This is a genomic window from Acinetobacter terrae, from assembly GCF_002135195.1.
Classification (GTDB): Bacteria; Pseudomonadota; Gammaproteobacteria; order Pseudomonadales; family Moraxellaceae; genus Acinetobacter; species Acinetobacter terrae.
Genome location: NZ_NEGF01000004.1, coordinates 15,127 through 40,761 on the forward strand (window position 1 = coordinate 15,127; position 25,635 = coordinate 40,761).

Sequence of the window (25,635 nt, forward strand, 5' to 3'; positions counted from 1 at the left end):
TCAGCTTTTATATATTTTTTGTATAAGTTTAAGCTTAATTAAAACTAGGAAAACTCAAATTTCAAGCTAAACAAAAGTGATGAAATAAGTAGCATGGCACTTATTTCATACGCATCCGGTTATGAACAGCCTGACTTAAAGTATGACTATCCACATATTCAAGCTCCCCCCCTTGAGGAACACCTTGAGCAATTCGGGTCATTTTCAGAGGTAAATGCTTGGTGGCTTCAACCAGATAATGTGCAGTTGCCTGACCTTCTACTGTGGCATTGGTTGCGAGGATCACTTCAGAAACATTGCCTTGACTTAAGCGCTGAATCAGATACGGAATACCGATTTCTTCAGGGCCAATACCATCCAGTGGCGATAAATGCCCACCCAGTACATGGTACTTGCCACGAAAACTGCCACTTTGCTCAATTGCCATGACATCTGCAGGCGATTCCACCACACATAACAGCTGATCATCGCGTTCATGTGACAGGCAAATATCACACACTTCATTTTCAGTCAGCGAATGACAAACGCTACATTCATGAATATAGGTCGTTGCTTCATTTAAGGCATGTGCCAAGCCGACTGCACCTTCTCTATTTTTCATGATCAGGTGTAATGCCATGCGCTGAGCCGATTTCGGCCCAACACTTGGCAAAATACGTAAAGCTTGTACCAGTTGATCAAATCGATCACTAAACACTAAACGTATTCCTTAGAATAAACCAGCAAGGCCTGGTGGCAAGCCCATACCAGAGTTAGCCGCTTTCATTCGTTCTTCAGAAACCGCTTCAGCCTGACGTGCAGCATCATTCATGGCAGCAGCGATCAAGTCTTCAATCATATCTGCATCTTCTTGAAGAAGTTCAGGATTGATTTCGATACGTTTTACCACGTTACGGCAAGTCATGGTCACTTTCACCAAGCCACCGCCTGCTTCAGCATGAACTTCTGTTTGAGCAAGCTCTTCTTTGGCTTTTTTCATGTTGCTTTCAACATCTTTCTGCATGCGCTGCGCTTGCTGCATCAACATATTAATGTTCATAAAATTCTCCGAACAATCAATTTCTAAATCAATGTTTATAAAAAATTAGATTAAATCTAAACCACGACTAATGTCGCGAATAATATCATCAATATCTTCTAAACCAACAGATACACGAATTAAACCTTCACGAATACCTGCAGCTTCTTTCGCTTCCGCTGAGAGTTTACCGTGAGTTGTCGTCGCTGGGTGAGTAATTGTCGATTTCGCATCACCTAAATTACCGGTGATAGATATAAATTGGGTATTGTCGATGACTTTCCAAGCCCCTTCACGACCACCTTTTACTTCAAACGAAACAATACCGCCAAAACCAGTTTGTTGCTTCGCTGCAAGCTCATGACCCACATGCGAAGTTAAACCAGCGTAATACACTTTTTCAACTTTTTCATGGTTGTTCAAGAATTCAGCCAGTTTCTGTGCACTTGCTGAATGTTCACGCATACGTAAACGTAAAGTTTCCAGACCTTTCAAGAATACCCAAGCGTTAAATGGGCTCATTGATGGACCGGTGGTACGTACATAACCAAATACTTCTTCAAGCAGTTTGTGGTTACCGACTACGGCGCCACCCAAAGCACGGCCTTGACCATCAAGATATTTAGTCGCCGAGTAAACCACCAAGTCCGCGCCAAATTTAATCGGCTGTTGCAAGACTGGAGTACAGAAGCTGTTATCAATCGCAAGTAATGCACCATTGGCATGGGCAAGATCTGCCAAGGCTTGAACATCAGCAACTTCAGCAAGCGGATTGGATGGAGATTCTACAAACAATAGTTTGGTTTCAGGCTTGATGGCATTTTTCCATGCCTGCAAATCTGTCAAATCAACAAAATCAACAGTTACACCAAATTTAGCCACGTATTTTTCAAACAAAGATACAGTCGAACCAAACACGGCGCGTGAACAGATAACATGATCGCCCATTTTCAAATAGGACATTGCAACAGCCATAATGGCTGCCATACCAGAACTGGTTGCCACAGCACGTTCAGCACCTTCCAAAGCTGCTAAACGTTTTTCGAACATCGCTACAGTCGGATTGGTAAAACGTGAATAAATATTTCCCGGTTCTTGACCCGAAAATTTAGCGGCTGCTTCTGCTGCATTTTCATAAACAAATGAAGATGTCAGGAAAATTGGCTCGCTGTGTTCACCTTCAAAACTACGTGTATGACCTGTACGAATGGCTAAAGTATCTAATTGGTATTCAATGTCGTCTTGTTGGCTCATCTTTCCTACCCAGTCCTTGGACTGCCGTTGCTAATAATTGCCAACATTTTGAGCGCCTATGGTATTTAAGGTCAAGGTATAATCCATAATTATCGCCTACACTTCGATCAATCCACTCATATGTTAGTACCCGCAGCAATGATTCAAGTTAAAAATAAAATTGCCAAACAGAAAAGCAAGCTTAAAAACCTGTCGACCCGTTTGTTTAATTCAAAATCGCTAGTTTTATCGCAAACTACGCCCTATGAAATCATTGCAGAGTACAAACAAACCCGTATTCGTTATTACGCCTCGCCGGATAGACAATATAAAGAACCACTGGTTTTTGTTGCACCTCTGGCAATCAGCATGGCCATTTATGACTTATACCCTTACCGTTCATTGGTAAAGCATTTTCAAAATAGTGGTTTTGATGTCTATTTAGTGGAATGGGGTCAATACAACTATAAAGACCGTTTCCTCAATTTCATGTCATTTATTGATGATGCAATCCCCCATTGCATTGCCCAAATTCGTCAGCATTCCAACAGCGATGAAATTTCACTGCATGGCTGGAGTATGGCCGGTGTATTTGTCATGCTGTATTGCGCACTGCATAAACCGAACTACGTTAAAAATTTAATTGTATTGGGCAGTCCGGTGGACAGTCATGCCTCGGGTCGTACCGGTAAACTTTTTCAAAAGGTCAATCAACTCATTACCAAAAATAAAGCGCTGCAAAACAAAATCTATTCCGAAACTTTACCTAAATCGCTGCTCCATACTCCGGGAGTATTAAATTCATTCGGGTTTAAAATTATTGATCCTATTGGATGGATTCAAAGTCAAAAGCAGCTGCTGCTGAATCTGGATAACACGCAAGTTTTGTATGAGCACGCGACGATGGGACGCTTCCTCAACCGCATGATTGATTATCCCGGTGGGATCAATCAGGACATGATTTTTAATGTCTGGCTACAAAATCCACTAAAAAATGGCATTATCCAATTACAAGATAAGAATATCGAATTAAAGAATATCGAGTGCTCTGTATTGGTGGGTGCGGGTCGTAGCGATCAGATTGTATCTATAGAAGCGGTTAAGCCTTTAATTGAATTGACAAATAGTCCAGATGTCACGTTTACTCTTATCCCCGGTGGTCATTTAGGGCTGATGTCCAGCCGAGCCAGTGCCAATGAGTTCTGGCCATTTATGACCACTTGGCTAAAACACAGATCAAGCAAAATATAAAGGACACATCATGATTCAGTCAGTTGCATTCATCGGCTTAGGGGCTATGGGTTACCGCATGGCAGCACATTTGCCTCAACATTTCGACACGGTCTATGTATGGAACCGTAATTTCGAAAAAGCCAAACAACATGCAACTGAATTTGGCACTCAGGCAGTCGAACTGGAACAAGCGGTTCAGGCAGATATCATTTTTTCTTGCCTGCCGACCAGTAAAGAAGTGGAAGATCTCATTGCAACGATTCAGATTAAATCTGGCGCGATATGGGTAGATTGCACCAGTGGTGTTCCTGAATCTGCAAAAAACTTAGCAAAGCAACTCAAATTACAAAATGTAGATTTCCTTGATGCACCTGTCAGTGGTCAAACCATTGGTGCAGAAAATGCTACGTTGACTGTGATGATTGGTGGAGAAGCTACAGCTTTTGAAAAAGCCCTGCCCGCTATTCAAGCCTTCGGCAAACTGATTAAACATGTCGGTGGCCCAGGTGCAGGATTTGCAGTTAAAGCAGTAAACAATATGTTATTGGCTGTAAATCTTTGTTCAGTTGCCGAAGGTTTTACTGCCCTCAAAGCACATGGCGTAAACTTGAACGAAGCCTTAGATTGTATTAATGCATCCAGTGGTAAAAGCGGTGTCACGGAAACTGTTTTACCGCAGCGTATTTTAAACCGTAGTTTTCCTCTGACCTTTGCCCTACCGTTATTAGCCAAAGATACCGGTATTGCTTTAGACTTGGTTCGTGAAGCCAAACTTTCTGCGCCAGTCATTGCCCTCACCCAAAGTTTAATTCAGGCTTCCAGTAATTTAGCTGAAAAAGACAGTGACTTTTCTAGCGCTGTAAAAATGTACGAATCATGGAGTAAAATTACACTTGAGTAATAACTCGCCATTGAATAATGATAACGAAACCTAATATTGTGATTATGTGTTATACACAATGTTCTTACAGAGGAAACTCTCATGACTAAGTTAAGTTTTGCAATTTTTGCTAGTGTTGCAACTTTTATTGGGGCAAGTGCTTTTGCAGCAACGCCAGAGCAAGAATGTCAAAAATTGAAAAATGACCATGATGTCATTTACGCATCTAAAGGTTTTTGCTTTAAAGACCCGGATGCAAAGGCGAAGTTTGGCAATGATAATTGCTATACAACTAAACCAAAATTTTCAGAAAAAGAGCAACAACGACTTGACGCTATCAAAGATCGTCAGAAAGAATTGAACTGTAAATAATTACAGTACACAATCACTTTCAAGGATTAGACATGCTTTACGATGATCAAAATATTTTTGCACGAATTATCCGCAACGAAATTCCTGCAATTAAAGTGTATGAAGACGATCAAGTTCTCGCTTTTATGGACATCATGCCTCAAGCTGAAGGTCACACGCTGGTCATCCCTAAAACACCTGCTATAACATTGCTTGATCTACCTCCTGACGCTGCTGCTTACACCATTCAAATTGTGCAAAAAGTTGCGCAAGCGATGGAAATAGCACTTGAAGTAAAAGGCATTGTACTGATGCAACTTTCAGGCGCATCCGCTGGTCAGACTGTGCCGCATGTACATTTTCACCTTATTCCAAGTTCGGTTCATGAATTAGGTAAGCATGCTTTGCACATGGGTGATCAAGAAAAAATCCAAGCCTTGGCGGAAAAAATTAAAGCCGCACTTTGATTTAAAATGAATCCAAAAAATGGAGCTTTGGCTCCATTTTTTTATAAATACAGAATAAAAAAGAAATATTTAGTTTAAAGATCAATCTAAACGCGTCATCAAACTGTCATTTGTCATTCACTTTTTTGTCACAAAGATTACAGATACTGCATAGCAAGTTGGTGAGCTTCTGTAACTTTTTGTACTTAAGCAAACTAAAAAGAAGTGTTAAGTAAGGCGAATGCCATTTAGAACCGTGTTTTGGAGAAATCTCAATGAAAAAATTGCTTCTCGCTACTGTAGTAGCGGCTATGGGGATGAGTGCAGCACAAGCAGCACCAACTGTATATGGTAAATTGAATGTAAGTGTTGACAGCTATGATAATGGTACAGATTCAGTCACTGAATTAAACTCCAATGCTTCACGTCTTGGTGTTAAAGGTGAAGAAAAACTGACTGATAAACTTGCTGCTATTTACCAAGCCGAATGGGAAGTAGATGTAGATGGTGGTGATGACGTATTTAAAAAACGTAATATCTTCGCTGGTTTAAAGTGGGCTGATGTAGGTACATTAAAAGCAGGTATTATAGATACCCCATTTAAAGACGCTGCTGGTGGATACCGTGACGTATTTAATGACTACGCACATGCTGACATCAAAGAAATGATGTATGGTGAAGAGCGTGTAGAAAATGTCATTGGGATTGAAACCGATCCTAAACTGATGGGTGGTTTAGTATTTGCACTTCAAGCTCAACAAGGTGAGTCTACCACTGAAACAACTAAATATACTGATGGAGCACGTGACAGCATTGGTGATGGTATCTCTACTTCACTTTCATATGCCAATAAAGATTTAGGCTTCGAAGGCGTGATTGCAGGAAACTTCAAATCTGTAGGCGACTTCGCTGCTGTCGGTATCTCAAATGCTCCTGCTGATGCAATCCGTGTAGGTGGTTCTTTCGACCTAGGTAAAATTGGTGCTACCGGTTTATCTGTAGGTGCAATGTGGCAAACTGCTGAGATTTCAGATTATACCAATCTTAAAGGATTAACTCTCGATAATCCCGCTACACTAGCAGTTAATGAAGCTTATGCAGGTGACTATAACAAAGTAGAAGAAGATGCATGGTTAATCTCTGCAACTTACAAACTTGCAAATACACCGTGGACTTTTAAAGCCCAATATCAACAAGCTGATACTGACTATGCAGTACTGGGTGGTGCATCGGGTGATAGCTCTGTAGACCAATGGGGTATTGGAGCAGATTACAAATTAAATAGCCAAACCAAATTGTTTGCTAACGCAGTTCAGCGTGAATGGGATAACTCACCTAAAAAAGGTAACGCTGATGAAAGTGTTTACGGTTTAGGTATGGAAATCAAATTCTAGAATTCAAAATATCCAACATGAGACTGCCTGAGGGCGGTCTTTTTTATTTAAACTAAATTTTCATAACAGCTTTGATGAATAGAATATTTAATTCCACAACCCTATTATTCTCTTTTTTAAAAGTCCTTTAATTTTAATTAAAATATGAATCAATCTCATTTAATAAATATTTTTTTAATTATATACGACTGTTTTAGTCGGATTTAAATACAACACTTAACTGCTTTAGTCAACTTCAAATATAATACATGACCATTTTAGTTGGGATTAAAAACATTAATACAAAGCTTTTTAGTCTACTTTAAAGCAAATAAATATTAGTTTATTTTTTAACATATACAACAAACAAGTTATTGTTTTTACTAATTTAAATAATATATTTTTATTTTAACTGTTTAATCTATTTATTTTTAGTTACTTTTTGTTTAATAATATCCATTATGTTTTAAAAATAGGCTTATTTGCATGAGCTTAATACCCAAAGATTTTAATCAACGATTAGTTCGCGAGATAACAATCATATTAATAATTAAGATTGCTCTCTTGTTGACGATTAAACATATCTGGTTCGACGCCCCCACTATTCCCAAAAATTTTGACTCTCAAGTTGCCGAGCGTATCGCCGGCAGTCCTTCCCAAATCAAGGAGACACGTTGATGATTTCTGAAAGCGTGGTCGATCTTTCGCGGTTCCAATTTGCAATGACCGCGTTGTATCACTTTATTTTTGTACCTCTTACTCTTGGTCTGGCTTTTATTCTTGCCATTATGGAAACCACCTATGTGATTTCCGGTAAAGAAATTTATAAAGACATGACTAAATTCTGGGGAAAACTTTTTGGTATTAACTTCGCTTTAGGGGTGACCACTGGTTTAACCATGGAATTCCAGTTTGGTACAAACTGGGCGTACTATTCGCATTATGTCGGTGACATTTTCGGCGCTCCACTGGCGATTGAAGGCCTGATGGCATTCTTCCTGGAATCAACTTTTATTGGTTTATTCTTCTTCGGATGGGATCGACTTTCTAAAGTCCAGCATTTAAGTGTGACTTGGCTGGTTGCTCTCGGTTCCAACATGTCAGCACTCTGGATTCTGGTGGCGAATGGCTGGATGCAAAACCCTGTAGGTGCAGAGTTTAACTTTGAAACCATGCGTATGGAGTTAGTTGACTTCGGTGCCTTGATTTTCAACCCAGTGGCTCAGGTTAAATTTGTACACACTGTATCTTCAGGTTATGTCACTGGTGCAATCTTTGTTCTGGCAATTTCAAGTTTCTACTTGTTGAAAAAACGCGATGTTCCATTTGCACGTCGTTCTTTCGCCATCGCTGCCATCTTCGGTTTAGCCTCTACATTATCTGTAATTTTATTGGGTGATGAATCAGGTTATGAGTTAGGTGATGTGCAAAAAACAAAACTTGCTGCAATTGAAGCAGAATGGGATACACACCCTGCTCCAGCACCATTCACATTGTTTGGTATTCCTAATCAGGAAGAACAACGCACTGACTACGCCATCAAAATTCCATATGTAATGGGGATTATTGCGACACGTTCTTTAGATAAAGAAGTGACTGGTCTTAAAGACCTAATGGTTCAACATGAACTCCGTATCCGCAATGGTATGAATGCTTATGGTGAACTTGAAAAACTTCGTGCAGGCGACCGTTCTCCAGCGCTTATGGCTTCTTTCAAAGAAAATCAAAAAGACTTAGGTTATGGCTTACTTCTTAAAAAATATACACCAAATGTCGTAGATGCTTCTGAAGAGCACATTAAAGCAGCAACCAAGGATACTATTCCTAACGTAACTGCATTGTTCTTCTCATTCCGTGCCATGGTGGCTTCAGGTTTCTTAATGCTGCTTTTATTTATCCTTGCAACTTATGCAGTGGCTAAACGCAATGCAGAGAACAAGCCTTGGCTACTTAAATTTGCGCTTTACGGGCTTCCATTGCCTTGGATCGCTACACAAACTGGCTGGTATGTGGCTGAAGGTGGTCGTCAGCCGTGGACAATTGGTGAGGTTTTACCTACACACCTATCTGCTTCAAGCTTAAGCACTGGTGACATTTGGGGTTCAATCATTGCACTTGCAGCATTCTATACAGTACTTCTGATTATCGAAATGTACTTAATGATCAAGTTTGCTCGCTTGGGTCCAAGTTCTTTACATACTGGTAAATACCATTTTGAAAAAGATGATGCTCAAAACCACGCTGCTGCGGAGGCTCAATCATGATCGAATATGAACTTCTCAAAATTATCTGGTGGGTATTGGTTGGCGTATTGCTGATTGGTTTCGCCCTGACCGATGGTTTCGACATGGGCTCAATGGCCATTATGCCATTCGTGGGTAAAAATGATGATGAACGTCGTGCGGCAATCAATACGATTGCCCCACACTGGGACGGCAACCAAGTTTGGTTTATTACTGCCGGCGGCGCACTGTTTGCTGCATGGCCAATGGTTTATGCAACCGCCTTCTCTGGCATGTATTGGGCACTGCTTCTGGTTTTGTTCGCCTTATTCTTACGACCAGTCGGTTTCGACTATCGCTCTAAACTAGAAAATACCAAATGGCGTACGTCTTGGGATTGGGGTTTAGCTGTCGGCGGTGCTGTGCCAGCGTTAGTCTTTGGTGTCGCGTTCGGCAACATGTTCTTAGGTGTTCCATTTACCCTAGATGAAACTGTGCGATCAACCTACACAGGTAGCTTCTTTGCCCTGCTTAATCCATTTGCAGTGATTTGTGGTTTAGTCAGCTTATCAATGCTTTGTGCACATGGTGGTGCTTGGTTGATGCTACGTACCGATGGTGATTTACGTGCACGTTCTGCCAAAGCCACTCAAATCATGGGCATGGTATTCTTAGCATGCTTCTTGGGTGCAGGTGCATGGTTATACTTCGGTGGTATTGAAGGTTATACATTGGTACAACCATTTGATACCAATGGGGTTGCCAATCCATTAGCCAAAGAAGTGCTTACCAATGGCAACCACGGCTGGATGAACAATTACTCAACCTACCCAATCACTATGATTGCACCAATCATGGGTATTCTTGGCGGCATCATCGTGGTGCTTGCTGCAGGGAAAAACAAGGCTGGTTTTAGCTTTTTAGGTTCGAGTCTGGCTGTCATCGGTTCAATCTTAACTGCTGGTTTTGCATTGTTCCCATTCTTAATGCCATCAAGCCTTAATCCAGCCATCAGCTTGACCATGTGGGATGCGGTTTCTAGTAAAAACACACTTACTGTAATGACTGTGGCAGCTTGTATTTTTGTACCGCTAATCTTGTGTTACACCACTTGGTGTTACTACAAAATGTGGGGTGTAATCACCAATAAACACGTTCAGGATAATTCACACAGCCTTTACTAGGCTTGTGTGTCAGGAGAATAAATATGTGGTATTTCGCTTGGATTCTTGGAATTTTAATGGCGTGTTTTGCAGGTGTACTCAGCGCCCTTTACATTGAACACCATCAAGATCTGGATGAGGAATAGAAAATGACTGAAGCTGCAATAACAACAGAGACCAAGAAGCCGAACAAGTTTGCAATGGCCATTTCATTTTTGTTGGCATTGCCGCTTGCAGCCATTTTATTGATTCATCCAGCGATGATGCTAGATGCAAATGGTGAATATAGCCACCGTACCATGATGTATATCATGATCGGTATTTCAGGGGGCTTTATTCACGGTGTAGGTTTTATTCCAAAGTTTTGGTTATGGAAATGGTTGTTTAGCCCATTTCTGGCATGGCCACTGATGTTTTGGGGTTACTACACGTGGCTCTTCACCTAAACAAAAAAGCCCTCGATTGAGGGCTTTCTTTATTACTTATTATACATTGCATCAATTCTTGCTTTTTCTTCAGATGAAATATCCTTTTGCATCAAAAAACAATCACGGTACTTAGCATGCAAAATATGTATCCATTTTTCTTTACCACTATGTCTTAAAAGAATTTGTCCAGCCATAGTTGTTAATCCATTGGATTGTTTCATTACATCACTATACTGCTTCTCATTTAGACCAAATGTACTTCTTACTAAAGAATGCTTACCAGTATGAACAATCAAGTTTAAGTGCTTAAGTGAATAAAATTTAAATTCTTCAAACTGTAGTGCCATAGGCCTAATTTCTTCAATATTTTTTAATTTTTCTATCATTTCAGAAACCATTGGTATTTTTTCATTTTTAAATAGGTCCGCAATGCTTGTAGTTTGAAATTTCAGAATTTGATTATTTGTCGCACTCAAAAGCAACCAATATGCACGGACAGTAGACTCAAATTGCACTCTAAACAATGCAAGTGCTGAAGTATACAATTCAGTTTCTAAAAGTGTCTTTACAGCAATTCCATGTTCTATGGATATTTCGCAACATTGATAAACCAAATCAAGTCTTAACCCGCCATCAATCAGCTCTGAACTATCTAATTGTTTGTTTAATTCTTCAATCATCATTGATGATTTTTCATACAGATTCATTTTCCCCTCTCACAAAAAAGCGAGATTATCATCTCGCTTTAAAATAGTTATTTTGTTTATCGATGAGTATGAATCGACATCACAATACCCATACTTGCCAGTAATGAAATAACGGCTGAACCACCATAACTCATCAGCGGCAACGGATCTCCAGTGACGGGTAAAATACCGCTCGCCATGCCCGAGTTTAAAAATACAAAGAAGAAGAACGTCAATCCAATGGTGCCGGCAAATAAACGACCAAAATTGTGGAAGCTATTCAACCCAATCATTAAGCAACGAATAATAATGGCCGCAAAAAGACTGAATAATAAAAACACCCCGATAAAGCCATATTCTTCAGCATAGGCCGACATAATAAAGTCAGTATGATGTTCAGGCAAGTAACCCAAATGCGATTGCGTCCCGGTCAAATACCCTTTACCGGTTAAGCCGCCAGAACCAATGGCAATTTTCGACTGGATGATATTCCAGCCTGCCCCCAATGCATCCGATTCTGGATCAAACAAAGTTAAAACCCGTTTCTTTTGGTAGGTCTGTAATAAGAACATCCAAATAAGAGGTGCTGCCACCGCCAGTGCCGTCAATGCACCCAAAATGAGGCGCCATGACATCCCACAAAGAAATAAAGCAAAAATACCGGGAATAATAAGTCCAATATTCAGGTCAGGTTGCAAAGCCACCAATACGAAAGGAAACATCATTAACATGAGTCCAATGGCAATTTGCATGAATGTCGGTGGAAAAGCACGACGAGAGAAAAACCAAGCCATCATTAACGGCATGGCAAATTTCATAATCTCGCTGGGCTGCATACTGCCTATACCCGGGATGGTTAGCCAACGCTTGGCACCCAAACGGGTATCACCAATAATCAGCACCAGTACCAACAGCACAATGCCCAGTATATAAAAATAAGGGCTTGCTGCCTGATAGACTTTTGGCGGAACTTGTGCACAAAGAAACATGATGATAAAGCCGACACCAAAACTTGTGGCTTGGCGGATGACCATGCTGCTATCTTGCATGGTTGCACTATAGACCACCATCAATCCCAACACTGAATTCAATAAAAGAAAACAAAGTAGCCATGGATCTAAATGTAATCTAGTCCATCTGGATGAATCATGTTTAATGCTTCTACCATCACGTAAAGAGTGACGTAAAAAACGATACTGAGGTGATGGTATCATTTGAAATATTTGAGTGTTTAAATGCGATGGCAAAGTATAAATTTAAAGCTCTAGAGATAATACATCTGAAGCCATTTTTTATTTTATTTTTGTGAGGATAAAATCAATTTGGCCAGTTCCAAATCATCAGAATAGGTGATTTTAATATTGTCTGAACGACTCTGTACCACTTTTACTGGCTCACCCACATACTCCAAAGCACTGGCTTCATCCGTAATCGTGATGCCATCCTGCAACGCTTTTTCAATGGCGTGCTTCAATATACCTAACTTTGAAATTTGTGGTGTCTGTGCTTGCCATAAATAATCACGGCTTACGGTTTTATCAATATTATTTTCTTGTTCAACAAATTTTAAAGTATCACGAACAGGAATGGCCAGAATCGCACTACAGTTTTCCTGTGTTGCAGTATTCACTAAACGATTCAAACAATCTTGGGTGACACAAGGACGTGCAGCATCATGCACAAAGACCAAATCATCAGGTGAAGCCATCTGGCTTAAATAAGTCAGCGCATTCAGAACAGAATTAACCCGTTCTGCTCCACCGACACAAAAATGAGCTTTATCAGGCTGAGTAAAATTCAATGTTTTTGCAACCGAATCATCTTCACTGATTGCCAAGACATAACCTGAAAGTGGCAAATCATTCAAACGGCTCACTGTATGCTCTAATACAGTCTGACCTTGAATCATCTGATACTGTTTAAGTTCAGTTTTAGAAAAACGACTTCCAGAACCCGCAGCAGGAATAACCGCCCAAATTTTATGGCGCATTTGCGGGTGGTGCTCCCGTGTCGTCTTCATTTGTTCTTAAATCTACTTTGGCATTTGGGTCAATATAAATCGGTTTATAGTGCGTGCCAATCATGCTCATTTGCACAAAAGTTTCACGCGGCTTGACCAAACCTAGGTCTAAACGGGCATGTTCTTCAATGGCTTCAATACCATTTTTCAAGTCATAGACTTCAGCAGCTAAAACACGGTTACGTTCTTTTAATTCCGTATTTATTTCTGTTTGTTGTTGAATTTTTTGGGCCAGTTTTTGATGGTCATGATAACCACCTTCGCCAAACCAGAATAAGTACTGAAACCCCGCGATCAAAATGATCGCAAGGCCCAATAATACTTTACTCGCAGCGGAGTTAAATATACTTAACATAAATCGCATTAGTCGCTTAGTTCAAACCTTTGAATTCAGCTTTACCGCGATATGCAGCATGAGTCAATTCTTCAATACGAAGCAATTGGTTATATTTAGCCACACGGTCAGAACGGCAAAGTGAACCGGTCTTGATTTGACCCGCTGCTGTACCTACTGCAAGATCCGCAATGGTAGAATCTTCAGTTTCACCTGAACGGTGTGAAATTACAGTAGAGTAACCATTTGCTTTAGCCAGGTAGATTGCATCTAAAGTTTCAGTCAAGGTACCAATCTGGTTATATTTGATTAAGATCGAGTTACCGACTTTCTCATTAATACCGCGTTGTAAAATCTTAGGATTCGTTACGAACAAGTCATCACCAACCAACTGGATTTTATCGCCAAGGATTGAAGTCAAGTAAGACCAACCTTCCCAGTCAGACTCGTCCAAACCATCTTCAATCGAGATAATTGGGTATTGTTTTACCAAACCAGCTAAATAGTCAGAGAATTCATTGCTTGTGAACGCTTTGTTGCCTTCGCCCGCAAGAATGTATTGACCATTTTTGTAGAATTCTGAAGATGCACAGTCAAGCGCAAGCATGATGTCAGAACCAGCTTTGTAACCCGTTTGACCAATCGCTTCAAGAATTACGGTAATTGCTTCTTCGTTTGAGCGTAAGTTTGGTGCAAAACCACCTTCATCACCAACCGCTGTATTTAAACCTTGTTTCTTTAAAACTGATTTTAAAGAATGGAAGATTTCAGCACCTGCACGAAGCGCTTCAGAGAATGAAGTAAAGCCCACAGGCTCAATCATAAACTCTTGAATATCAACGTTATTGTCTGCATGTGAACCACCATTGATGATGTTCATCATTGGCACAGGCATAGTCAAGATTGATTGACCACGTAAGTCTGCGATGTATTGGAAAAGAGGAATTTTCTTTTCATCAGCAGCAGCACGCGCAGCAGCCAAAGAAACTGCCAAAGTTGCGTTTGCGCCTAATTTTTCTTTATTTTCAGTACCGTCCAACGCGATCATCGTATTGTCGATGTCTTTTTGTTCGAATACTGATTTACCAACTAAAGCATCACGAATTAACGTATTTACGTTATTAACAGCAGTGCGAACACCTTTACCTAAGTAACGTGATTTATCACCGTCACGAAGTTCTAAAGCTTCACGAGAACCAGTTGAAGCACCAGATGGTGCACATGCACGGCCAACTACGCCAGATTCTAAGATTACGTCTGCTTCGATGGTTGGGTTACCACGAGAGTCTAAAATTTCACGTGCACGGATGTCAACGATTTGACTCATGAACAATTCCTCAGTTGATTGAATAACTAGATGCTATTTAAAGCATCAATGAGTATCTAACTTTTTGAATCCTTTAACCAAAGTATCCAATTCTTTTAATTGCGCCAAGAACGGCTCAAGCTGTGACATACGGAGTGCGCATGGACCGTCACATTTGGCGTGTTCTGGATCTGGATGTGCTTCCAGGAATAAACCAGCCAAACCAGTTGCCATACCTGCACGCGCAAGCGTGGTGATTTGCGCACGGCGTCCACCTGCTGAATCCGCACGACCACCTGGGGTTTGAAGCGCATGCGTTACATCAAAGAACACAGGGACATCCATTTCTTTCATGATGTCGAAGCCCAACATGTCTACAACCAAATTGTTGTAACCAAATGCCGAACCACGCTCACAAATAATCAGTTTGTCGTTTCCTGCTTCTAAACACTTATGCAAAATATGGCGCATTTCATGTGGAGCAAGGAATTGTGCTTTTTTGATGTTAATGATGGCATCAGTTTTTGCCATTGCTTCAACAAGGTCAGTCTGGCGACTCAAAAATGCGGGTAGCTGAATAATATCAGCCACCTCAGCTACAGGCGCAGCTTGGTAAGGCTCATGTACATCGGTAATGATCGGTACATTGAAATGTTTTTTAATGTCCGCTAACCACTCAAGACCTTTTTCCAGACCTGGGCCACGGAAAGAGTGCAAACTAGAGCGATTGGCTTTATCAAAACTTGCCTTAAATACATATGGGATATCTAAACGTGTGCAGATATCAACATAAGTTTCAGCAATTTCAAAAGCTAAGTCTTTAGATTCAAGTACGTTCATTCCGCCGAATAATACAAATGGCAAGTGATTTGCCATTTGTATATCGCCTAAACGTACAATTTCTTGTGGTTTTAATTGCGACATTATTTAAACTTTCCTAGTTTATTCCTAGAGCAACATTATTTGGTTTTTTGATACTGTTTTTTAGCAGCGTCAATAAAGCTAGCAAATAATGGATGTCCATCACGTGGAGAACTTGTAAATTCCGGGTGGAATTGTACAGCAATAAACCAAGGATGTTGAGGAATTTCAACAGTTTCTACCAAATGTTGTACTGGTGAATAACCTGAAATTTTCATGCCGTTTTCTTCAAGCACAGGAATATAACGGTTGTTCATTTCGTAACGGTGACGGTGACGTTCAATAATGTCAGCACTACCATACACTTCACGAGTTTTAGTACCTTCAACCAATTCTGATTTTTGGGCACCCAAACGCATGGTTCCACCAAGATCAGATTCAACACTGCGTTGTTGAACCTCACCACGTTCATCTAACCATTCAGTAATTAAACCAATCAATGGTGATTTGGTTGAACGGTTAAATTCGGTAGAAGTAGCATCAGCAATACCGGCAACGTTACGTGCATATTCAATCACCGCAAGTTGCATACCTAGACAAATACCCAAAAATGGTACTTTGTTTTCGCGAGCAAATTGAATTGCTTTCATTTTGCCTTCAGTACCACGTTCACCGAAACCACCTGGAACCAAGATTGCATCAGCATCTTTCAATACTTCATTCACATCTTGGCTTTCAAGTTCTTCCGCATTGACATAATCAATTTGAACTTTAACGCGGTTTTTAACCCCAGCATGCAAAAGCGCTTCATTTACAGATTTATATGCATCTGGAAGTTCAACGTATTTACCAACCATCGCTACACGAACTGTATATTCAGGATTAAATAATGCTTCAACGACATTATCCCAATCTGAAAGATCAGCTTCTGGCAAATCGTTATAACCAAAACGTTCACAGATTAAATCATCAACATTTTGCTCATAGAACGTACGTGGAATTTGGTAAATCGAACGCGCATCTTTGCACACAACCACAGCACGTGCTTGAACGTTGGTAAATAACGCAATTTTACGTGTCGTGTCAGCATCGACGTCGTATTCGGTACGGCAAATCAGGATATCTGGCTGAATACCAATCGACAAAAGCTCTTTTACAGAGTGTTGTGTTGGTTTGGTTTTAAGTTCAGCTGCAGATTTGATGTATGGCAATAAAGTTAAATGCATGAGCATGGTACGATTGTGACCAAGCTCAACCATCAACTGACGTACAGATTCCATGAATGGGAGAGATTCAATGTCACCTACTGTGCCGCCAATTTCAACAATCGCAACGTCATAGCCTTCACCTGCGCGAAGAACACGTTCTTTAATATTATCCGTAATGTGTGGAATAACCTGAACAGTACCACCAAGGTAGTCACCACGACGTTCTTTATTAAGTACGTCTTGATAAACACGACCTGAAGTGAAGTTATTCAGTTTGGTCATTTTCGCACGACGCAAGAAACGTTCGTAATAACCCAAATCTAGGTCAGTTTCAGCACCATCCTCTGTGACAAAAACTTCACCATGTTGGAAAGGACTCATTGTCCCTGGATCGACATTAATGTATGGATCCATTTTGACCATGGTTACTTTTAAACCACGGGCTTCTAAAAGTGCAGCAACTGAAGCAGCTGAAATACCTTTACCTAGTGATGAAACTACACCACCAGTCACGAAAATAAAATGGGTCATTGGGTTTCTCGTACAATCGAGCCTAAATCGGCCTGCAATGTTGCGCAATTTTACTTTACTCTGTACCTATAAAGCAAAGTCATTCCGCATCAATTCAAAGAACAACAAACAATTGGTTATTCTATCAGCATTTCCGATAAAAAATTAGAGGGACTTTATAGGATTTTCATCTTGGTATTTGCTGTTATAATGCTTGCATCCTATTAATGCTTTGTTTTGTGCAATTATGAATAAAAATTTTTTGATTTGTGGCGCTATTGCAGCAGCTTTATTATTGACAGCGTGTGTAAAAAAAGAAGCACCGAAGGAAGACGAACAAGAAAAAGTTGAGACCACTCAACAAACTGAACAAGTGAATGAACCTGTTCAATTACAACCATTAGATGCAACTGAAAATACACAAGCTGAAACTCCTACAAATGTTGAAATAGAACGCCAGGAAACTGCGAATACAACGACTGTAATTCGCCGTGAAGTAACTCAACCAGCAACCACGGAAGCTCCAAAAGCTGAAACGCCTAAAACTGCAGCACCGAAGGCTGAAGCGCCTAAAGCCGAAGAAAAACCGACTCAAGCAACGCCATCAAAATCAAATTCTGCTACTCAGTCTGAAGATGATGCGGTTGCTGCTGCAATTGCTGCTGCAACGCCTGCGCTTGAAAACTAAGTTAAACTTTAGTTTAAATGCAAAAAACCCAGTGATTTTACTGGGTTTTTTATTGGATGATTAATCCATATTTGATCACTATGGATAACAATCCAAGTTTAATCCCAAAAATAGTACTACTAAAAATATAATCCACGTTATTCTTTGAAATGAAAAAATTAAGTAGAAAAATTTAAAACTTGATCTCTCCTACTCTACTGCAATACCAGAGCCGAGTGATATTTGAGTTAAAATAGAGATAACTTTTAGGGTTTTTAATCATGTTAAAAAAATGTTGTGACCTACTTGAACAACATCAATTAAAGATTGCCTTTATTGAAAGTGCCAGCTCTGGCTACCTTTCCAGTCAATTTTCTATTTGCAAGAACAGTGGTGCAGAGATTTTGCTGGGTGGTGTGGTTAGTTATGATCCTTCCATCAAGATTGATCTCCTGAATATTGATGCCGAGCTTATAGAAAAATACACGGCCGAATCTGCCGAAGTCACAGAAGCCATGGCGATCCATGGCAAAAAACTATTTACTCACGCAGATATTGTTGTGGCTTGTACCGGCTTACTCAAACCTGGTGGTAGTGCAACAAAAACAAAACCCGAAGGCACTTTTTTTATCTCAATTTTATACTTAAATAAAACCCACAACTTTCATTATTTTATTGATGGAACACCTTTACACAGGCTTTCTGTCTTAACCCAGCATATTGCAGCAGAAATTATCAAACTCATTGATGGAGTTTAGTTATGTTGAAATTCAAAACTTTTATATTCGGTTTAATCCTGCTCCCCTGCGCCAGTTTTGCAACTGTGGGAGGACCTCATAATGTAGAATTCTTGGGTTATGATGTCAAAGACCAAAAAGTCTATCTACTCAAACACTATGAAGATGGTCGTGGTCGTCTGCCACAACTCTACTATTATCAATTTAAAAACAACAAGCAGCCTGAAAAACTCATTCAGGTCAATTCGCTTTATATCAATCCTAAAACCAAGAAAATTGATTACGATCAAGACAGCACGCAATTTAATAAAGACATTTTAAAAATTAAAAAAAGATTAACTCCCTTAATTGCTGTAAATAAAGCATCAGCTAAAGTTCAAATCGTGAAAAAAACACGCGTACAAAAATCTGTAAACTCTGGATTTGATGATTTAATCACTGAATATCAGTATCGTTATAAAGTCACCACTCCACAATTAAGCAGTCTGCAACATAAAGCCGTAGCCTATAAACCCTATTTAAATATTTCCCAAGCATTTAAAATTCCGCAACACAACAAAATCGTTGTCGCGGTTAAATACCTCGGTATTCCTTTTGAAACGGGCTATAGCATTGAAGATCCTGTTTTACTCACACTAAAAAAATAAAGAGCTAAAAAATAAAGCCTCAATCGAGGCTTTATTACAACTTTTATAATTTACGCTGCAGTACGCTCTGCAATCGGCACCACTTTACGCAATTCTGGACCGGTATAATCCGCACTTGGGCGAATAATACGATTGTCTGCACGTTGTTCCATCACATGCGCTGCCCAACCTGTTACACGACTCATTACAAAAATTGGCGTGAACAGTTTGGTTGGAATACCCATGAAATGATATGCAGATGCATGGAAGAAATCCGCATTACAGAACAATTTCTTCTCACGCCACATCACTTCTTCACAGCGTACAGATACAGGATAAAGTACCGTATCACCTACATCTTTCGCTAAACGCTCAGACCAGATTTTGATGATACCATTACGCGGGTCATTGTCTTTATAGATTGCATGACCAAAGCCCATGATCTTTTCTTTACGCTCAAGTTTACCGAGCATTTCACGTTCAGCTTCATCGGCTGATGTCCAGTTTTCAATCATTTCCATAGCAGCTTCGTTTGCACCACCATGCAATGGACCACGAAGTGAACCAATTGCACCCGTGATACACGAATGCATATCAGACAATGTTGAAGCGCATACGCGTGCAGTAAATGTTGAAGCGTTAAATTCATGCTCTGCATAAAGAATTAACGATACATTCATCACTTGTTCATGCAATTCATTTGGCTTTTCACCACGAAGTAAATGCAGGAATTGTGCACCGATTGAATCATCATCAGTATTTTCTTCGATACGTACGCCATCGTGGCTATAACGATACCAATAGCAAATGATTGCAGGCAAAGTCGCTAAAATACGGTCTGCAACATCTTGCTGTTCATCAAAAGATTTTTCTGTTTCCAGATTACCGAGCATAGAAACACCGGTACGCATCACATCCATTGGATGCGAATCAGCTGGAATACGTTCCAATACTTCTTTCAATGCTTGTGGAATTGCACGTAAAGATTTTAATTTGGCTTTATAAGCATCAAGCTGTTCTGCCGTTGGCAATTCACCAAAGAAAATTAGATATGCTACTTCTTCAAATTGACAGTTTTCAGCCAGATCTTGCACATCATAACCACGATAAGTTAAGCCTGCGCCGCTCTTACCCACTGTTGATAGCGCTGTTTTACCTGCCACTTGTCCGCGCAATCCCGCGCCGGTGAGTACTTTTCCTTCAGCCATTTTTTTAATTCTCCATTTTGAATCAATTATTTGAACAATTTATCTAAAGTGTTTTCAAAGGTATGATAATCAAGGAATTCGTAAAGTTCCTTACGTTGTTGCATCTTGTCCAATACGTTAACTTGCGTCCCATTTTCACGAATAGAGCGCATCACTTCCAATGCCGCTTTTTGCATTGCACGCGTTGCAGAAAGTGGATAAAGCACCATGCTGATCCCTTGTTCACCCAGTTCATCTACCGTGTAATAAGGCGTATCACCAAATTCGGTAATGTTTGCCAGTACCGGCACACCGACCGCATCACACACCGTGCGATACATGGTAATGTCAGTCATTGCCTCAGCAAAAATGGCATCCGCACCCGCTTCTACACAGGCACAGGCTCGATCAATGACCGCTTGCAAACCTTCTTTCTGCAAGGCATCAGTACGCGCCATGACCACAAAGTTTGAGTCAGTTTTCGCATCTACCGCAGCTTTAATACGGTCGACCATTTCCTGTTGTGTCACGATTTCCTTATTTGGACGGTGACCACAACGCTTTTGCGCAACCTGATCTTCAATATGAACGGCTGCAGCGCCTGCAGCAATCATTTGTTTAACAGTACGAGCGATATTAAATGCACCGCCCCAACCTGTATCAATATCCACCAACAACGGCGTATCTACACGTTCAGTAATACGACGAACATCTTCAAGAACATTGTCTAAGCTGGTCATTCCTAAATCAGGTAAACCATAAGAATAATTGGCAACACCTGCACCAGAGACATAAATGGCTTTATAACCCACTTCCTTCGCCATCATGGCTGCGTAGGCATTTACTGTGCCGATAATTTGTAATGGTTTTTCCACTTCCAGTGCTTGTCTAAATCTTAAGCCTGCAGACATTTGTTGTGTCATATTCCTTTCCACAGTTTTCACTTTACTTATCGAATTCCGAGTATAGCCATAAAGTTCTTCATATCTATGACTATTTAGAACTTATACTCTAAAACTTTAGTCAAATATTCATCAAACACATAGTGTTATTTTTATTTTTCATAATTGTGTCTTAACAAGACAACACCTTTATTTTAAGAAATGTGTGCATATTTTTGCTATCATTGCAAATGTTTTCATTTCTTTGATTATTGACTCTATACACCATATGCAAGAACTCGCTCAATTAGAACCTTTAGCTCGTGACATACCGCAAACAAAACGTGGCCATGAACGATGCCTGGCGCTTTTGCTTAGCGCAAATGAGCTATTTCTAGAACGGGGGTATGATGCGGTGTCTTTAGATGATATTGTCAATCACGCAGGTGGCTCTAAAGCTTCCATTTACAAATTTTTTGGCAATAAAGAAGGCTTGTTTACTGCAATTTGTGATTATCGCCGTGAGCAATTTTTTAAAGACATCTGTGTACCTTTTGAACAAAGTGAAGATGATCTACGCTCCTATCTAATTCAGACCCTCATAAATCTTAAAAATCACTTAGTGCTTCCAGAAAATGCAGCTTTTTTTCGTTTAATTATAGAACAGACTCAGCGCAGCCCAAAACTGGCCCTTTATATTAATGAACAAGGTCCAAAACATATTCAAATGGCAATAGCCTGTGCACTCACAAAAGCCGATGAACTCGGTATTATTAACTGTAAACAACCCATTTACTCTGCTGAACTATATTTTGGAATTATCCGGAATATTGAATGGCGGATTTTAATGGGTCTTCCAATTCAAGAAAATGATCAAGAAACGCTCGAATACATCGAATATTGCGTCGATCGCTTCTTGGAAGGTCATCAAAAAGTCTAGTTTTTTTGCAATTCAGCCCGCTTATAGTATATTAATCGATTCCCTTTCACTTAACCAACCAACAACTAATTGTTGTTTTGTTTTCTATTCAGCAATTATTGTGGAGTAACCATGGCTCTACGTCACTTTCTGACCTTACGCGATTTATCGACTTTAGAACTTAACCAAATTTTGCAGCGCGCGATTGAACTTAAACGCAAGCAACATAGCAATGAGGTGTTCCAACCTTTTGTCGGTAAAGTTATGGGCATGATTTTTGAAAAATCGAGTACCCGCACACGTGTTTCGTTTGAAGCAGGTATGAGTCAATTCGGTGGTAGTGCAATTTTCCTCTCTTCTCGCGATACTCAACTGGGTCGTGGCGAGCCAATTGAAGATTCTGCACGTGTGATTTCAAGCATGCTTGATATTATTATGATCCGTACTTTTGGTCATGACATCGTAGAACGCTTTGCTTCTTATTCCAAAGTACCCATCATCAATGCCTTGACTGATGATCATCACCCTTGCCAGTTGCTTGCTGACATGCAAACCTATCTAGAACACCGTGGTTCTATTGAAGGTAAAACCGTTGCATGGATTGGTGACGGCAACAATATGTGTAACTCTTATATTGAAGCAGCACACATGTGGGGCTTTAAATTAAAAGTTGCTGCACCTAAAGGTTATGAACCACAAGAGAGATTCTTGTCTGAATTTGCGCACTGCGTAGAACTTGTTGATTCAGCTGAAGATGCAGCTGTGAATGCCGACCTGATCGTGACTGACGTTTGGGCAAGCATGGGCCAGGAAGAAGAGCAAAAAATTCGTGAAAAAGCATTTGCTGATTTTCAGGTCAATGAAAAACTCATGGATTTAGCGCATCCAGATTGCCTGTTCATGCACTGTTTGCCTGCTCACCGTGGTGAAGAAATTTCTGAAAATATGCTTGACCATAAAAATGCTGTGGTTTGGGATGAAGCAGAAAACCGTTTACATGCTCAAAAAGCTTTGGTTGAATTTTTACTAAATGAAAATTTAAAGAAAGACTAATTGATTAAAAAAATCTTAAAAAAAATTAAGCACCTTCGGGTGCTTTTTTTATACTGGAATGACTATAATAAATACATAACTTTTATAAGTGATTATAACCATGTCTTTAAAAATAATCGTTTTATACCTAAGCAGTTTGCTTTTAGTCAACACAGCACAAGCCAAAGCTACAGAACTCGACCAATATTTGCTTAAAAAGCAAATCCTCGACCAAACTTATAAAATTAAAAACACCAAAGCACTGAATGAACTTTTAGATGTAATAAGTGATGAAGATTCTCGCACCATGCCCTTTCAAGTTGATCAAAACACAGTGATTGAACAATTGCGTTTATATGCCGACCATATTGATATTCAAGGCATTATCACTACACCAGATTTCACTCAATTTGCTGAAGATATTGGCGATAAAGAAGTAAAACTTCTGATTAAACAAAATTTAGTTCAAAATTGTCATTTGTTTTTTGAGCATGAATTCCAGCGTATAAATCCATATCATGTTGCAATCAAACTCAGTTCAGATAATAAAAACTATCATATGAAAATTAAAAACACTGAGTGTAAATTCCAATAAGGGAAAAGCCCTAAAAATTTAGGGCTTTTGATTTAATTAGATATCTTGTCGATAATCGTATGTTTCTCTAACTGCTTAATATATATCAATAAAAGTTTGGCCTGTACAATAGCTTCCCAATCAGTTTGCGCTGTCAGAAAAAGTCCAGCACAGCTGCCACGATCATCTCCCCCAACTACTTCCGCGATATAACCATAATTAAGATCATTTAAGCCTTTTTGCTTCAGTTTAGAAACCACAATAGTTCTTTGCTGAAATGCATTATTGTTTACAGATTTAACAGCTTTAACAAATTTAGAAATTTCTTCATTTTTTCTGACTAAGTTAAAAATTTTCTCAACGTAGTCATTACCATGATGATCATTTCCATTATGCTTAGGCGCAGTATGATTTGATTTAGCATTAAAATTTGGATTTGCTAAAAGGTAGCATGCAATCCATTTTTTCAAATCCTTCGTCATGAATGTATTTTGCGTTTGCTTTTCTTGAACAAGCTCATCCTGCACCGCTGTCAACTTTCGAATTAATTGCTTATTTTCATCTTCAGTTAACTTTAAGCTCTCTGCAACCTCATCCATTAACGCCAATGAAGTCTGTAGTTCATCAACCAGCTCACCATTCCTCACAGCTAAATCATGACTCGCCACAGCAAGCTCTTTTAAACTTTGCTCATAATTTTCAATTTTATTGTGACTGTCTTCTTTAATTAAATTAATTTCATTTTCATAGTGGCAGTTAATTTCTAAAGTTTTTTCTTTCAAAATATGATCTACATCATTTGCATATTTAGCTTCTGCAGCCTGCATCGCCCTTATTTTTTCCTCTTTAATTTCATTAATCTGCTGATTTAAATAATCTTTTTCAATGACAATTTTAGAGTTAATTTCAGCAAGTTCTTGATCTAGTTTTTGCTTTTCCTGAGTAAAAATCAACTGTTGTTTTTCTAATTCAACCACAATGACTTCAGCTTGATCCAACTGTTTACTTAAGGCTGCATTCTGCACCGTCAATTTGTTTTTTTCTTCATGCAAGAAATCAATTTGATTGTTTTTTTCAACAATAATCGTTTCTGAGTTTTCCCACTTTCTTAAGAGCGTTTTAAAATAGCCTCTACCTAAAAAGAGTAAAAAAATGATCAGGAAGAAATAACAAATTGCAGGACTAGATCTTGGAATTGCAATGAATTGCCAAAAGTTTTTTAGATTCTTCCAATAACTCGTATCTTTTCCATTTTGCGCCACATAGTTCCACTCCAATACAGAAAAAGTCAAACTACGCTGCATACTCTTGAATAATGGCGGTGTTACCAATTTTTCATAAGTTACTTTATAGACTTGATCTTTATACGGGATAGATTGACTATATGAAACAGCTTTGCGATTATCTCTATAGCTTTCTAAATTTTGCTCATGGAAAAGCTTTGAGTCTAAAGTTAAAGCCACTTTACCTTTTATGCTTGAATTATCAATAAATGTTTTTATAAGGTGATTGCAAATTTTATTATCTACATCACACTCTTGAATCAGTGCTTGTAATTGCATCACCTCATACTTCATTTCACGAATCGTGGCTTTTTCTTCATTTTTGTAAAAGAAAAAATTATTGATCGCCACTAAAATACAGACGATAAACAGAATAATAATTGTGTATATAGCCCTGATTAAGTATATGTTTTTCATAATTATTAGCTCAATGCAATTATAATCATTACATTTGATT

29 protein-coding genes are annotated in these 25,635 nt (G+C 39.4%); 16 read left to right on the forward strand and 13 right to left on the reverse strand.

Going from position 1 to position 25,635, the window contains the following annotated elements:
* Positions 1-100: 100 nt before the first annotated feature.
* Genes recR through B9T23_RS05745 form a run of 3 tightly spaced genes read right to left on the reverse strand, consistent with a single transcriptional unit; the run spans position 101 to position 2,272 of the window.
* Positions 101-697: a recombination mediator RecR gene (gene recR / locus B9T23_RS05735; RefSeq protein ID WP_067724756.1), complete on the reverse strand. Its 597-nt coding sequence runs from the start codon at positions 695-697 to the stop codon at positions 101-103.
* Between the two features lie 12 nt (positions 698-709).
* Positions 710-1,039 (reverse strand): YbaB/EbfC family nucleoid-associated protein, encoded by a 330-nt coding sequence (locus tag B9T23_RS05740; RefSeq protein WP_067724754.1) that lies wholly within the window; start codon positions 1,037-1,039, stop codon positions 710-712.
* 45 nt (positions 1,040-1,084) lie between these two features.
* On the reverse strand, positions 1,085-2,272 hold the full coding sequence (locus tag B9T23_RS05745; RefSeq protein WP_086193382.1) for an O-succinylhomoserine sulfhydrylase: 1,188 nt from the start codon (positions 2,270-2,272) through the stop codon (positions 1,085-1,087).
* 138 nt (positions 2,273-2,410) lie between these two features.
* Between B9T23_RS05745 and B9T23_RS05750 the strand changes: the two genes are divergently transcribed.
* From B9T23_RS05750 to B9T23_RS05795, 10 genes are all read left to right on the forward strand, one after another.
* The gene (locus B9T23_RS05750) at positions 2,411-3,502 is read left to right on the forward strand and encodes an alpha/beta fold hydrolase (protein ID WP_086193573.1); all 1,092 of its coding nucleotides are present in this window, start codon (positions 2,411-2,413) and stop codon (positions 3,500-3,502) included.
* A gap of 10 nt (positions 3,503-3,512) precedes the next feature.
* Positions 3,513-4,385: an NAD(P)-dependent oxidoreductase gene (locus B9T23_RS05755; RefSeq protein WP_086193383.1), complete on the forward strand. Its 873-nt coding sequence runs from the start codon at positions 3,513-3,515 to the stop codon at positions 4,383-4,385.
* A gap of 81 nt (positions 4,386-4,466) precedes the next feature.
* Complete coding sequence (locus B9T23_RS05760) at positions 4,467-4,736, forward strand: YARHG domain-containing protein (RefSeq protein ID WP_086193384.1); 270 nt, start codon at positions 4,467-4,469, stop codon at positions 4,734-4,736.
* A gap of 32 nt (positions 4,737-4,768) precedes the next feature.
* Positions 4,769-5,182: an HIT family protein gene (locus tag B9T23_RS05765; protein WP_086193385.1), complete on the forward strand. Its 414-nt coding sequence runs from the start codon at positions 4,769-4,771 to the stop codon at positions 5,180-5,182.
* 254 nt (positions 5,183-5,436) lie between these two features.
* Positions 5,437-6,555 (forward strand): porin, encoded by a 1,119-nt coding sequence (locus tag B9T23_RS05770; RefSeq protein WP_086193386.1) that lies wholly within the window; start codon positions 5,437-5,439, stop codon positions 6,553-6,555.
* A 465-nt stretch (positions 6,556-7,020) separates the two neighbouring features.
* A complete protein-coding gene (gene cydP, locus B9T23_RS05775; protein ID WP_067724744.1) occupies positions 7,021-7,212 on the forward strand; it encodes a cytochrome oxidase putative small subunit CydP in 192 nt (63 codons plus the stop codon).
* Positions 7,212-8,798 carry a cytochrome ubiquinol oxidase subunit I gene (locus B9T23_RS05780; protein WP_086193387.1) on the forward strand — a complete coding sequence of 529 codons (1,587 nt, stop codon included), beginning with the start codon at positions 7,212-7,214 and terminating at the stop codon, positions 8,796-8,798. The genes cydP and B9T23_RS05780 overlap by 1 nt, the downstream gene beginning before the upstream one ends.
* Entirely contained in the window at positions 8,795-9,940 is a 1,146-nt protein-coding gene (cydB, locus tag B9T23_RS05785; protein ID WP_086193388.1) for a cytochrome d ubiquinol oxidase subunit II, read from the forward strand. Before B9T23_RS05780 ends, cydB begins: the two co-directional genes overlap by 4 nt.
* A gap of 23 nt (positions 9,941-9,963) precedes the next feature.
* Positions 9,964-10,065 carry a cytochrome bd-I oxidase subunit CydX gene (cydX, locus tag B9T23_RS05790; protein ID WP_002120988.1) on the forward strand — a complete coding sequence of 34 codons (102 nt, stop codon included), beginning with the start codon at positions 9,964-9,966 and terminating at the stop codon, positions 10,063-10,065.
* Positions 10,066-10,068: 3 nt separating this feature from the next.
* Positions 10,069-10,365, forward strand: a complete 297-nt coding sequence (locus B9T23_RS05795) for a cyd operon YbgE family protein (protein WP_086193389.1) — start codon at positions 10,069-10,071, stop codon at positions 10,363-10,365.
* 32 nt (positions 10,366-10,397) lie between these two features.
* On the opposite strand, the gene B9T23_RS05800 is transcribed toward B9T23_RS05795, so the two are convergent.
* The 7 genes from B9T23_RS05800 to B9T23_RS05830 form a co-directional block, all read right to left on the reverse strand.
* The gene (locus B9T23_RS05800; RefSeq protein ID WP_086193390.1) at positions 10,398-11,054 is read right to left on the reverse strand and encodes a DUF6988 family protein; all 657 of its coding nucleotides are present in this window, start codon (positions 11,052-11,054) and stop codon (positions 10,398-10,400) included.
* 56 nt (positions 11,055-11,110) lie between these two features.
* Positions 11,111-12,247, reverse strand: coding sequence for a rod shape-determining protein RodA (gene rodA, locus B9T23_RS05805; protein WP_086193391.1), 1,137 nt, complete (start codon positions 12,245-12,247; stop codon positions 11,111-11,113).
* Between the two features lie 83 nt (positions 12,248-12,330).
* On the reverse strand, positions 12,331-13,023 hold the full coding sequence (gene ispD, locus B9T23_RS05810; RefSeq protein ID WP_228145901.1) for a 2-C-methyl-D-erythritol 4-phosphate cytidylyltransferase: 693 nt from the start codon (positions 13,021-13,023) through the stop codon (positions 12,331-12,333).
* The gene (locus tag B9T23_RS05815; protein WP_086193393.1) at positions 13,013-13,408 is read right to left on the reverse strand and encodes a septum formation initiator family protein; all 396 of its coding nucleotides are present in this window, start codon (positions 13,406-13,408) and stop codon (positions 13,013-13,015) included. Before B9T23_RS05815 ends, ispD begins: the two co-directional genes overlap by 11 nt.
* A 16-nt stretch (positions 13,409-13,424) precedes the next feature.
* Entirely contained in the window at positions 13,425-14,714 is a 1,290-nt protein-coding gene (eno, locus tag B9T23_RS05820) for a phosphopyruvate hydratase (protein ID WP_086193394.1), read from the reverse strand.
* Positions 14,715-14,759: 45 nt separating this feature from the next.
* Positions 14,760-15,617 carry a 3-deoxy-8-phosphooctulonate synthase gene (kdsA, locus tag B9T23_RS05825; protein WP_086193395.1) on the reverse strand — a complete coding sequence of 286 codons (858 nt, stop codon included), beginning with the start codon at positions 15,615-15,617 and terminating at the stop codon, positions 14,760-14,762.
* 35 nt (positions 15,618-15,652) lie between these two features.
* Entirely contained in the window at positions 15,653-17,293 is a 1,641-nt protein-coding gene (locus B9T23_RS05830; RefSeq protein WP_067724726.1) for a CTP synthase, read from the reverse strand.
* 226 nt (positions 17,294-17,519) lie between these two features.
* On the opposite strand from B9T23_RS05830, the gene B9T23_RS05835 reads away from it, so the two are divergent.
* The 3 genes from B9T23_RS05835 (at position 17,520) to B9T23_RS05845 (ending at position 19,323) form a co-directional block, all read left to right on the forward strand.
* The gene (locus B9T23_RS05835; RefSeq protein WP_086193396.1) at positions 17,520-17,960 is read left to right on the forward strand and encodes an internalin; all 441 of its coding nucleotides are present in this window, start codon (positions 17,520-17,522) and stop codon (positions 17,958-17,960) included.
* A gap of 260 nt (positions 17,961-18,220) precedes the next feature.
* On the forward strand, positions 18,221-18,697 hold the full coding sequence (locus B9T23_RS05840) for a CinA family protein (RefSeq protein ID WP_067724722.1): 477 nt from the start codon (positions 18,221-18,223) through the stop codon (positions 18,695-18,697).
* A 2-nt stretch (positions 18,698-18,699) separates the two neighbouring features.
* Positions 18,700-19,323, forward strand: coding sequence for an aminotransferase (locus B9T23_RS05845; RefSeq protein WP_067724720.1), 624 nt, complete (start codon positions 18,700-18,702; stop codon positions 19,321-19,323).
* Positions 19,324-19,373: 50 nt separating this feature from the next.
* Here B9T23_RS05845 and prpC read toward each other — a convergent pair whose 3' ends face one another.
* Positions 19,374-20,510, reverse strand: a complete 1,137-nt coding sequence (gene prpC / locus B9T23_RS05850; RefSeq protein ID WP_086193397.1) for a bifunctional 2-methylcitrate synthase/citrate synthase — start codon at positions 20,508-20,510, stop codon at positions 19,374-19,376.
* 26 nt (positions 20,511-20,536) lie between these two features.
* Entirely contained in the window at positions 20,537-21,412 is an 876-nt protein-coding gene (gene prpB / locus B9T23_RS05855; RefSeq protein WP_067724715.1) for a methylisocitrate lyase, read from the reverse strand.
* 247 nt (positions 21,413-21,659) lie between these two features.
* On the opposite strand from prpB, the gene B9T23_RS05860 reads away from it, so the two are divergent.
* The 3 genes from B9T23_RS05860 to B9T23_RS05870 all read left to right on the forward strand — a co-directional run bounded on the left by B9T23_RS05860 (position 21,660) and on the right by B9T23_RS05870 (position 23,916).
* Positions 21,660-22,310 (forward strand): TetR/AcrR family transcriptional regulator, encoded by a 651-nt coding sequence (locus tag B9T23_RS05860; protein WP_086193574.1) that lies wholly within the window; start codon positions 21,660-21,662, stop codon positions 22,308-22,310.
* A 111-nt stretch (positions 22,311-22,421) separates the two neighbouring features.
* Positions 22,422-23,342 carry an ornithine carbamoyltransferase gene (argF, locus tag B9T23_RS05865; RefSeq protein WP_086193398.1) on the forward strand — a complete coding sequence of 307 codons (921 nt, stop codon included), beginning with the start codon at positions 22,422-22,424 and terminating at the stop codon, positions 23,340-23,342.
* 100 nt (positions 23,343-23,442) lie between these two features.
* Positions 23,443-23,916, forward strand: a complete 474-nt coding sequence (locus tag B9T23_RS05870) for a hypothetical protein (protein ID WP_086193399.1) — start codon at positions 23,443-23,445, stop codon at positions 23,914-23,916.
* Positions 23,917-23,948: 32 nt separating this feature from the next.
* On the opposite strand, the gene B9T23_RS05875 is transcribed toward B9T23_RS05870, so the two are convergent.
* Positions 23,949-25,529: a hypothetical protein gene (locus B9T23_RS05875; protein ID WP_086193400.1), complete on the reverse strand. Its 1,581-nt coding sequence runs from the start codon at positions 25,527-25,529 to the stop codon at positions 23,949-23,951.
* Between the last annotated feature and the right edge of the window lie 106 nt (positions 25,530-25,635).

Coding starts and splice junctions, on each gene's coding strand:
- B9T23_RS05740 (WP_067724754.1), bottom strand. CDS start 1,039: ATGAACATTAATATGTTGATGCAGCAAGCGCAGCGCATGCAGAAAGAT.
- B9T23_RS05745 (WP_086193382.1), bottom strand. CDS start 2,272: ATGAGCCAACAAGACGACATTGAATACCAATTAGATACTTTAGCCATT.
- B9T23_RS05750 (WP_086193573.1), top strand. CDS start 2,411: ATGATTCAAGTTAAAAATAAAATTGCCAAACAGAAAAGCAAGCTTAAA.
- B9T23_RS05755 (WP_086193383.1), top strand. CDS start 3,513: ATGATTCAGTCAGTTGCATTCATCGGCTTAGGGGCTATGGGTTACCGC.
- B9T23_RS05760 (WP_086193384.1), top strand. CDS start 4,467: ATGACTAAGTTAAGTTTTGCAATTTTTGCTAGTGTTGCAACTTTTATT.
- B9T23_RS05765 (WP_086193385.1), top strand. CDS start 4,769: ATGCTTTACGATGATCAAAATATTTTTGCACGAATTATCCGCAACGAA.
- B9T23_RS05770 (WP_086193386.1), top strand. CDS start 5,437: ATGAAAAAATTGCTTCTCGCTACTGTAGTAGCGGCTATGGGGATGAGT.
- cydP (WP_067724744.1), top strand. CDS start 7,021: ATGAGCTTAATACCCAAAGATTTTAATCAACGATTAGTTCGCGAGATA.
- B9T23_RS05780 (WP_086193387.1), top strand. CDS start 7,212: ATGATTTCTGAAAGCGTGGTCGATCTTTCGCGGTTCCAATTTGCAATG.
- cydB (WP_086193388.1), top strand. CDS start 8,795: ATGATCGAATATGAACTTCTCAAAATTATCTGGTGGGTATTGGTTGGC.
- cydX (WP_002120988.1), top strand. CDS start 9,964: ATGTGGTATTTCGCTTGGATTCTTGGAATTTTAATGGCGTGTTTTGCA.
- B9T23_RS05795 (WP_086193389.1), top strand. CDS start 10,069: ATGACTGAAGCTGCAATAACAACAGAGACCAAGAAGCCGAACAAGTTT.
- B9T23_RS05800 (WP_086193390.1), bottom strand. CDS start 11,054: ATGAATCTGTATGAAAAATCATCAATGATGATTGAAGAATTAAACAAA.
- rodA (WP_086193391.1), bottom strand. CDS start 12,247: ATGATACCATCACCTCAGTATCGTTTTTTACGTCACTCTTTACGTGAT.
- ispD (WP_228145901.1), bottom strand. CDS start 13,023: ATGCGCCATAAAATTTGGGCGGTTATTCCTGCTGCGGGTTCTGGAAGT.
- B9T23_RS05815 (WP_086193393.1), bottom strand. CDS start 13,408: ATGTTAAGTATATTTAACTCCGCTGCGAGTAAAGTATTATTGGGCCTT.
- eno (WP_086193394.1), bottom strand. CDS start 14,714: ATGAGTCAAATCGTTGACATCCGTGCACGTGAAATTTTAGACTCTCGT.
- kdsA (WP_086193395.1), bottom strand. CDS start 15,617: ATGTCGCAATTAAAACCACAAGAAATTGTACGTTTAGGCGATATACAA.
- B9T23_RS05830 (WP_067724726.1), bottom strand. CDS start 17,293: ATGACCCATTTTATTTTCGTGACTGGTGGTGTAGTTTCATCACTAGGT.
- B9T23_RS05835 (WP_086193396.1), top strand. CDS start 17,520: ATGAATAAAAATTTTTTGATTTGTGGCGCTATTGCAGCAGCTTTATTA.
- B9T23_RS05840 (WP_067724722.1), top strand. CDS start 18,221: ATGTTAAAAAAATGTTGTGACCTACTTGAACAACATCAATTAAAGATT.
- B9T23_RS05845 (WP_067724720.1), top strand. CDS start 18,700: ATGTTGAAATTCAAAACTTTTATATTCGGTTTAATCCTGCTCCCCTGC.
- prpC (WP_086193397.1), bottom strand. CDS start 20,510: ATGGCTGAAGGAAAAGTACTCACCGGCGCGGGATTGCGCGGACAAGTG.
- prpB (WP_067724715.1), bottom strand. CDS start 21,412: ATGACACAACAAATGTCTGCAGGCTTAAGATTTAGACAAGCACTGGAA.
- B9T23_RS05860 (WP_086193574.1), top strand. CDS start 21,660: ATGCAAGAACTCGCTCAATTAGAACCTTTAGCTCGTGACATACCGCAA.
- argF (WP_086193398.1), top strand. CDS start 22,422: ATGGCTCTACGTCACTTTCTGACCTTACGCGATTTATCGACTTTAGAA.
- B9T23_RS05870 (WP_086193399.1), top strand. CDS start 23,443: ATGTCTTTAAAAATAATCGTTTTATACCTAAGCAGTTTGCTTTTAGTC.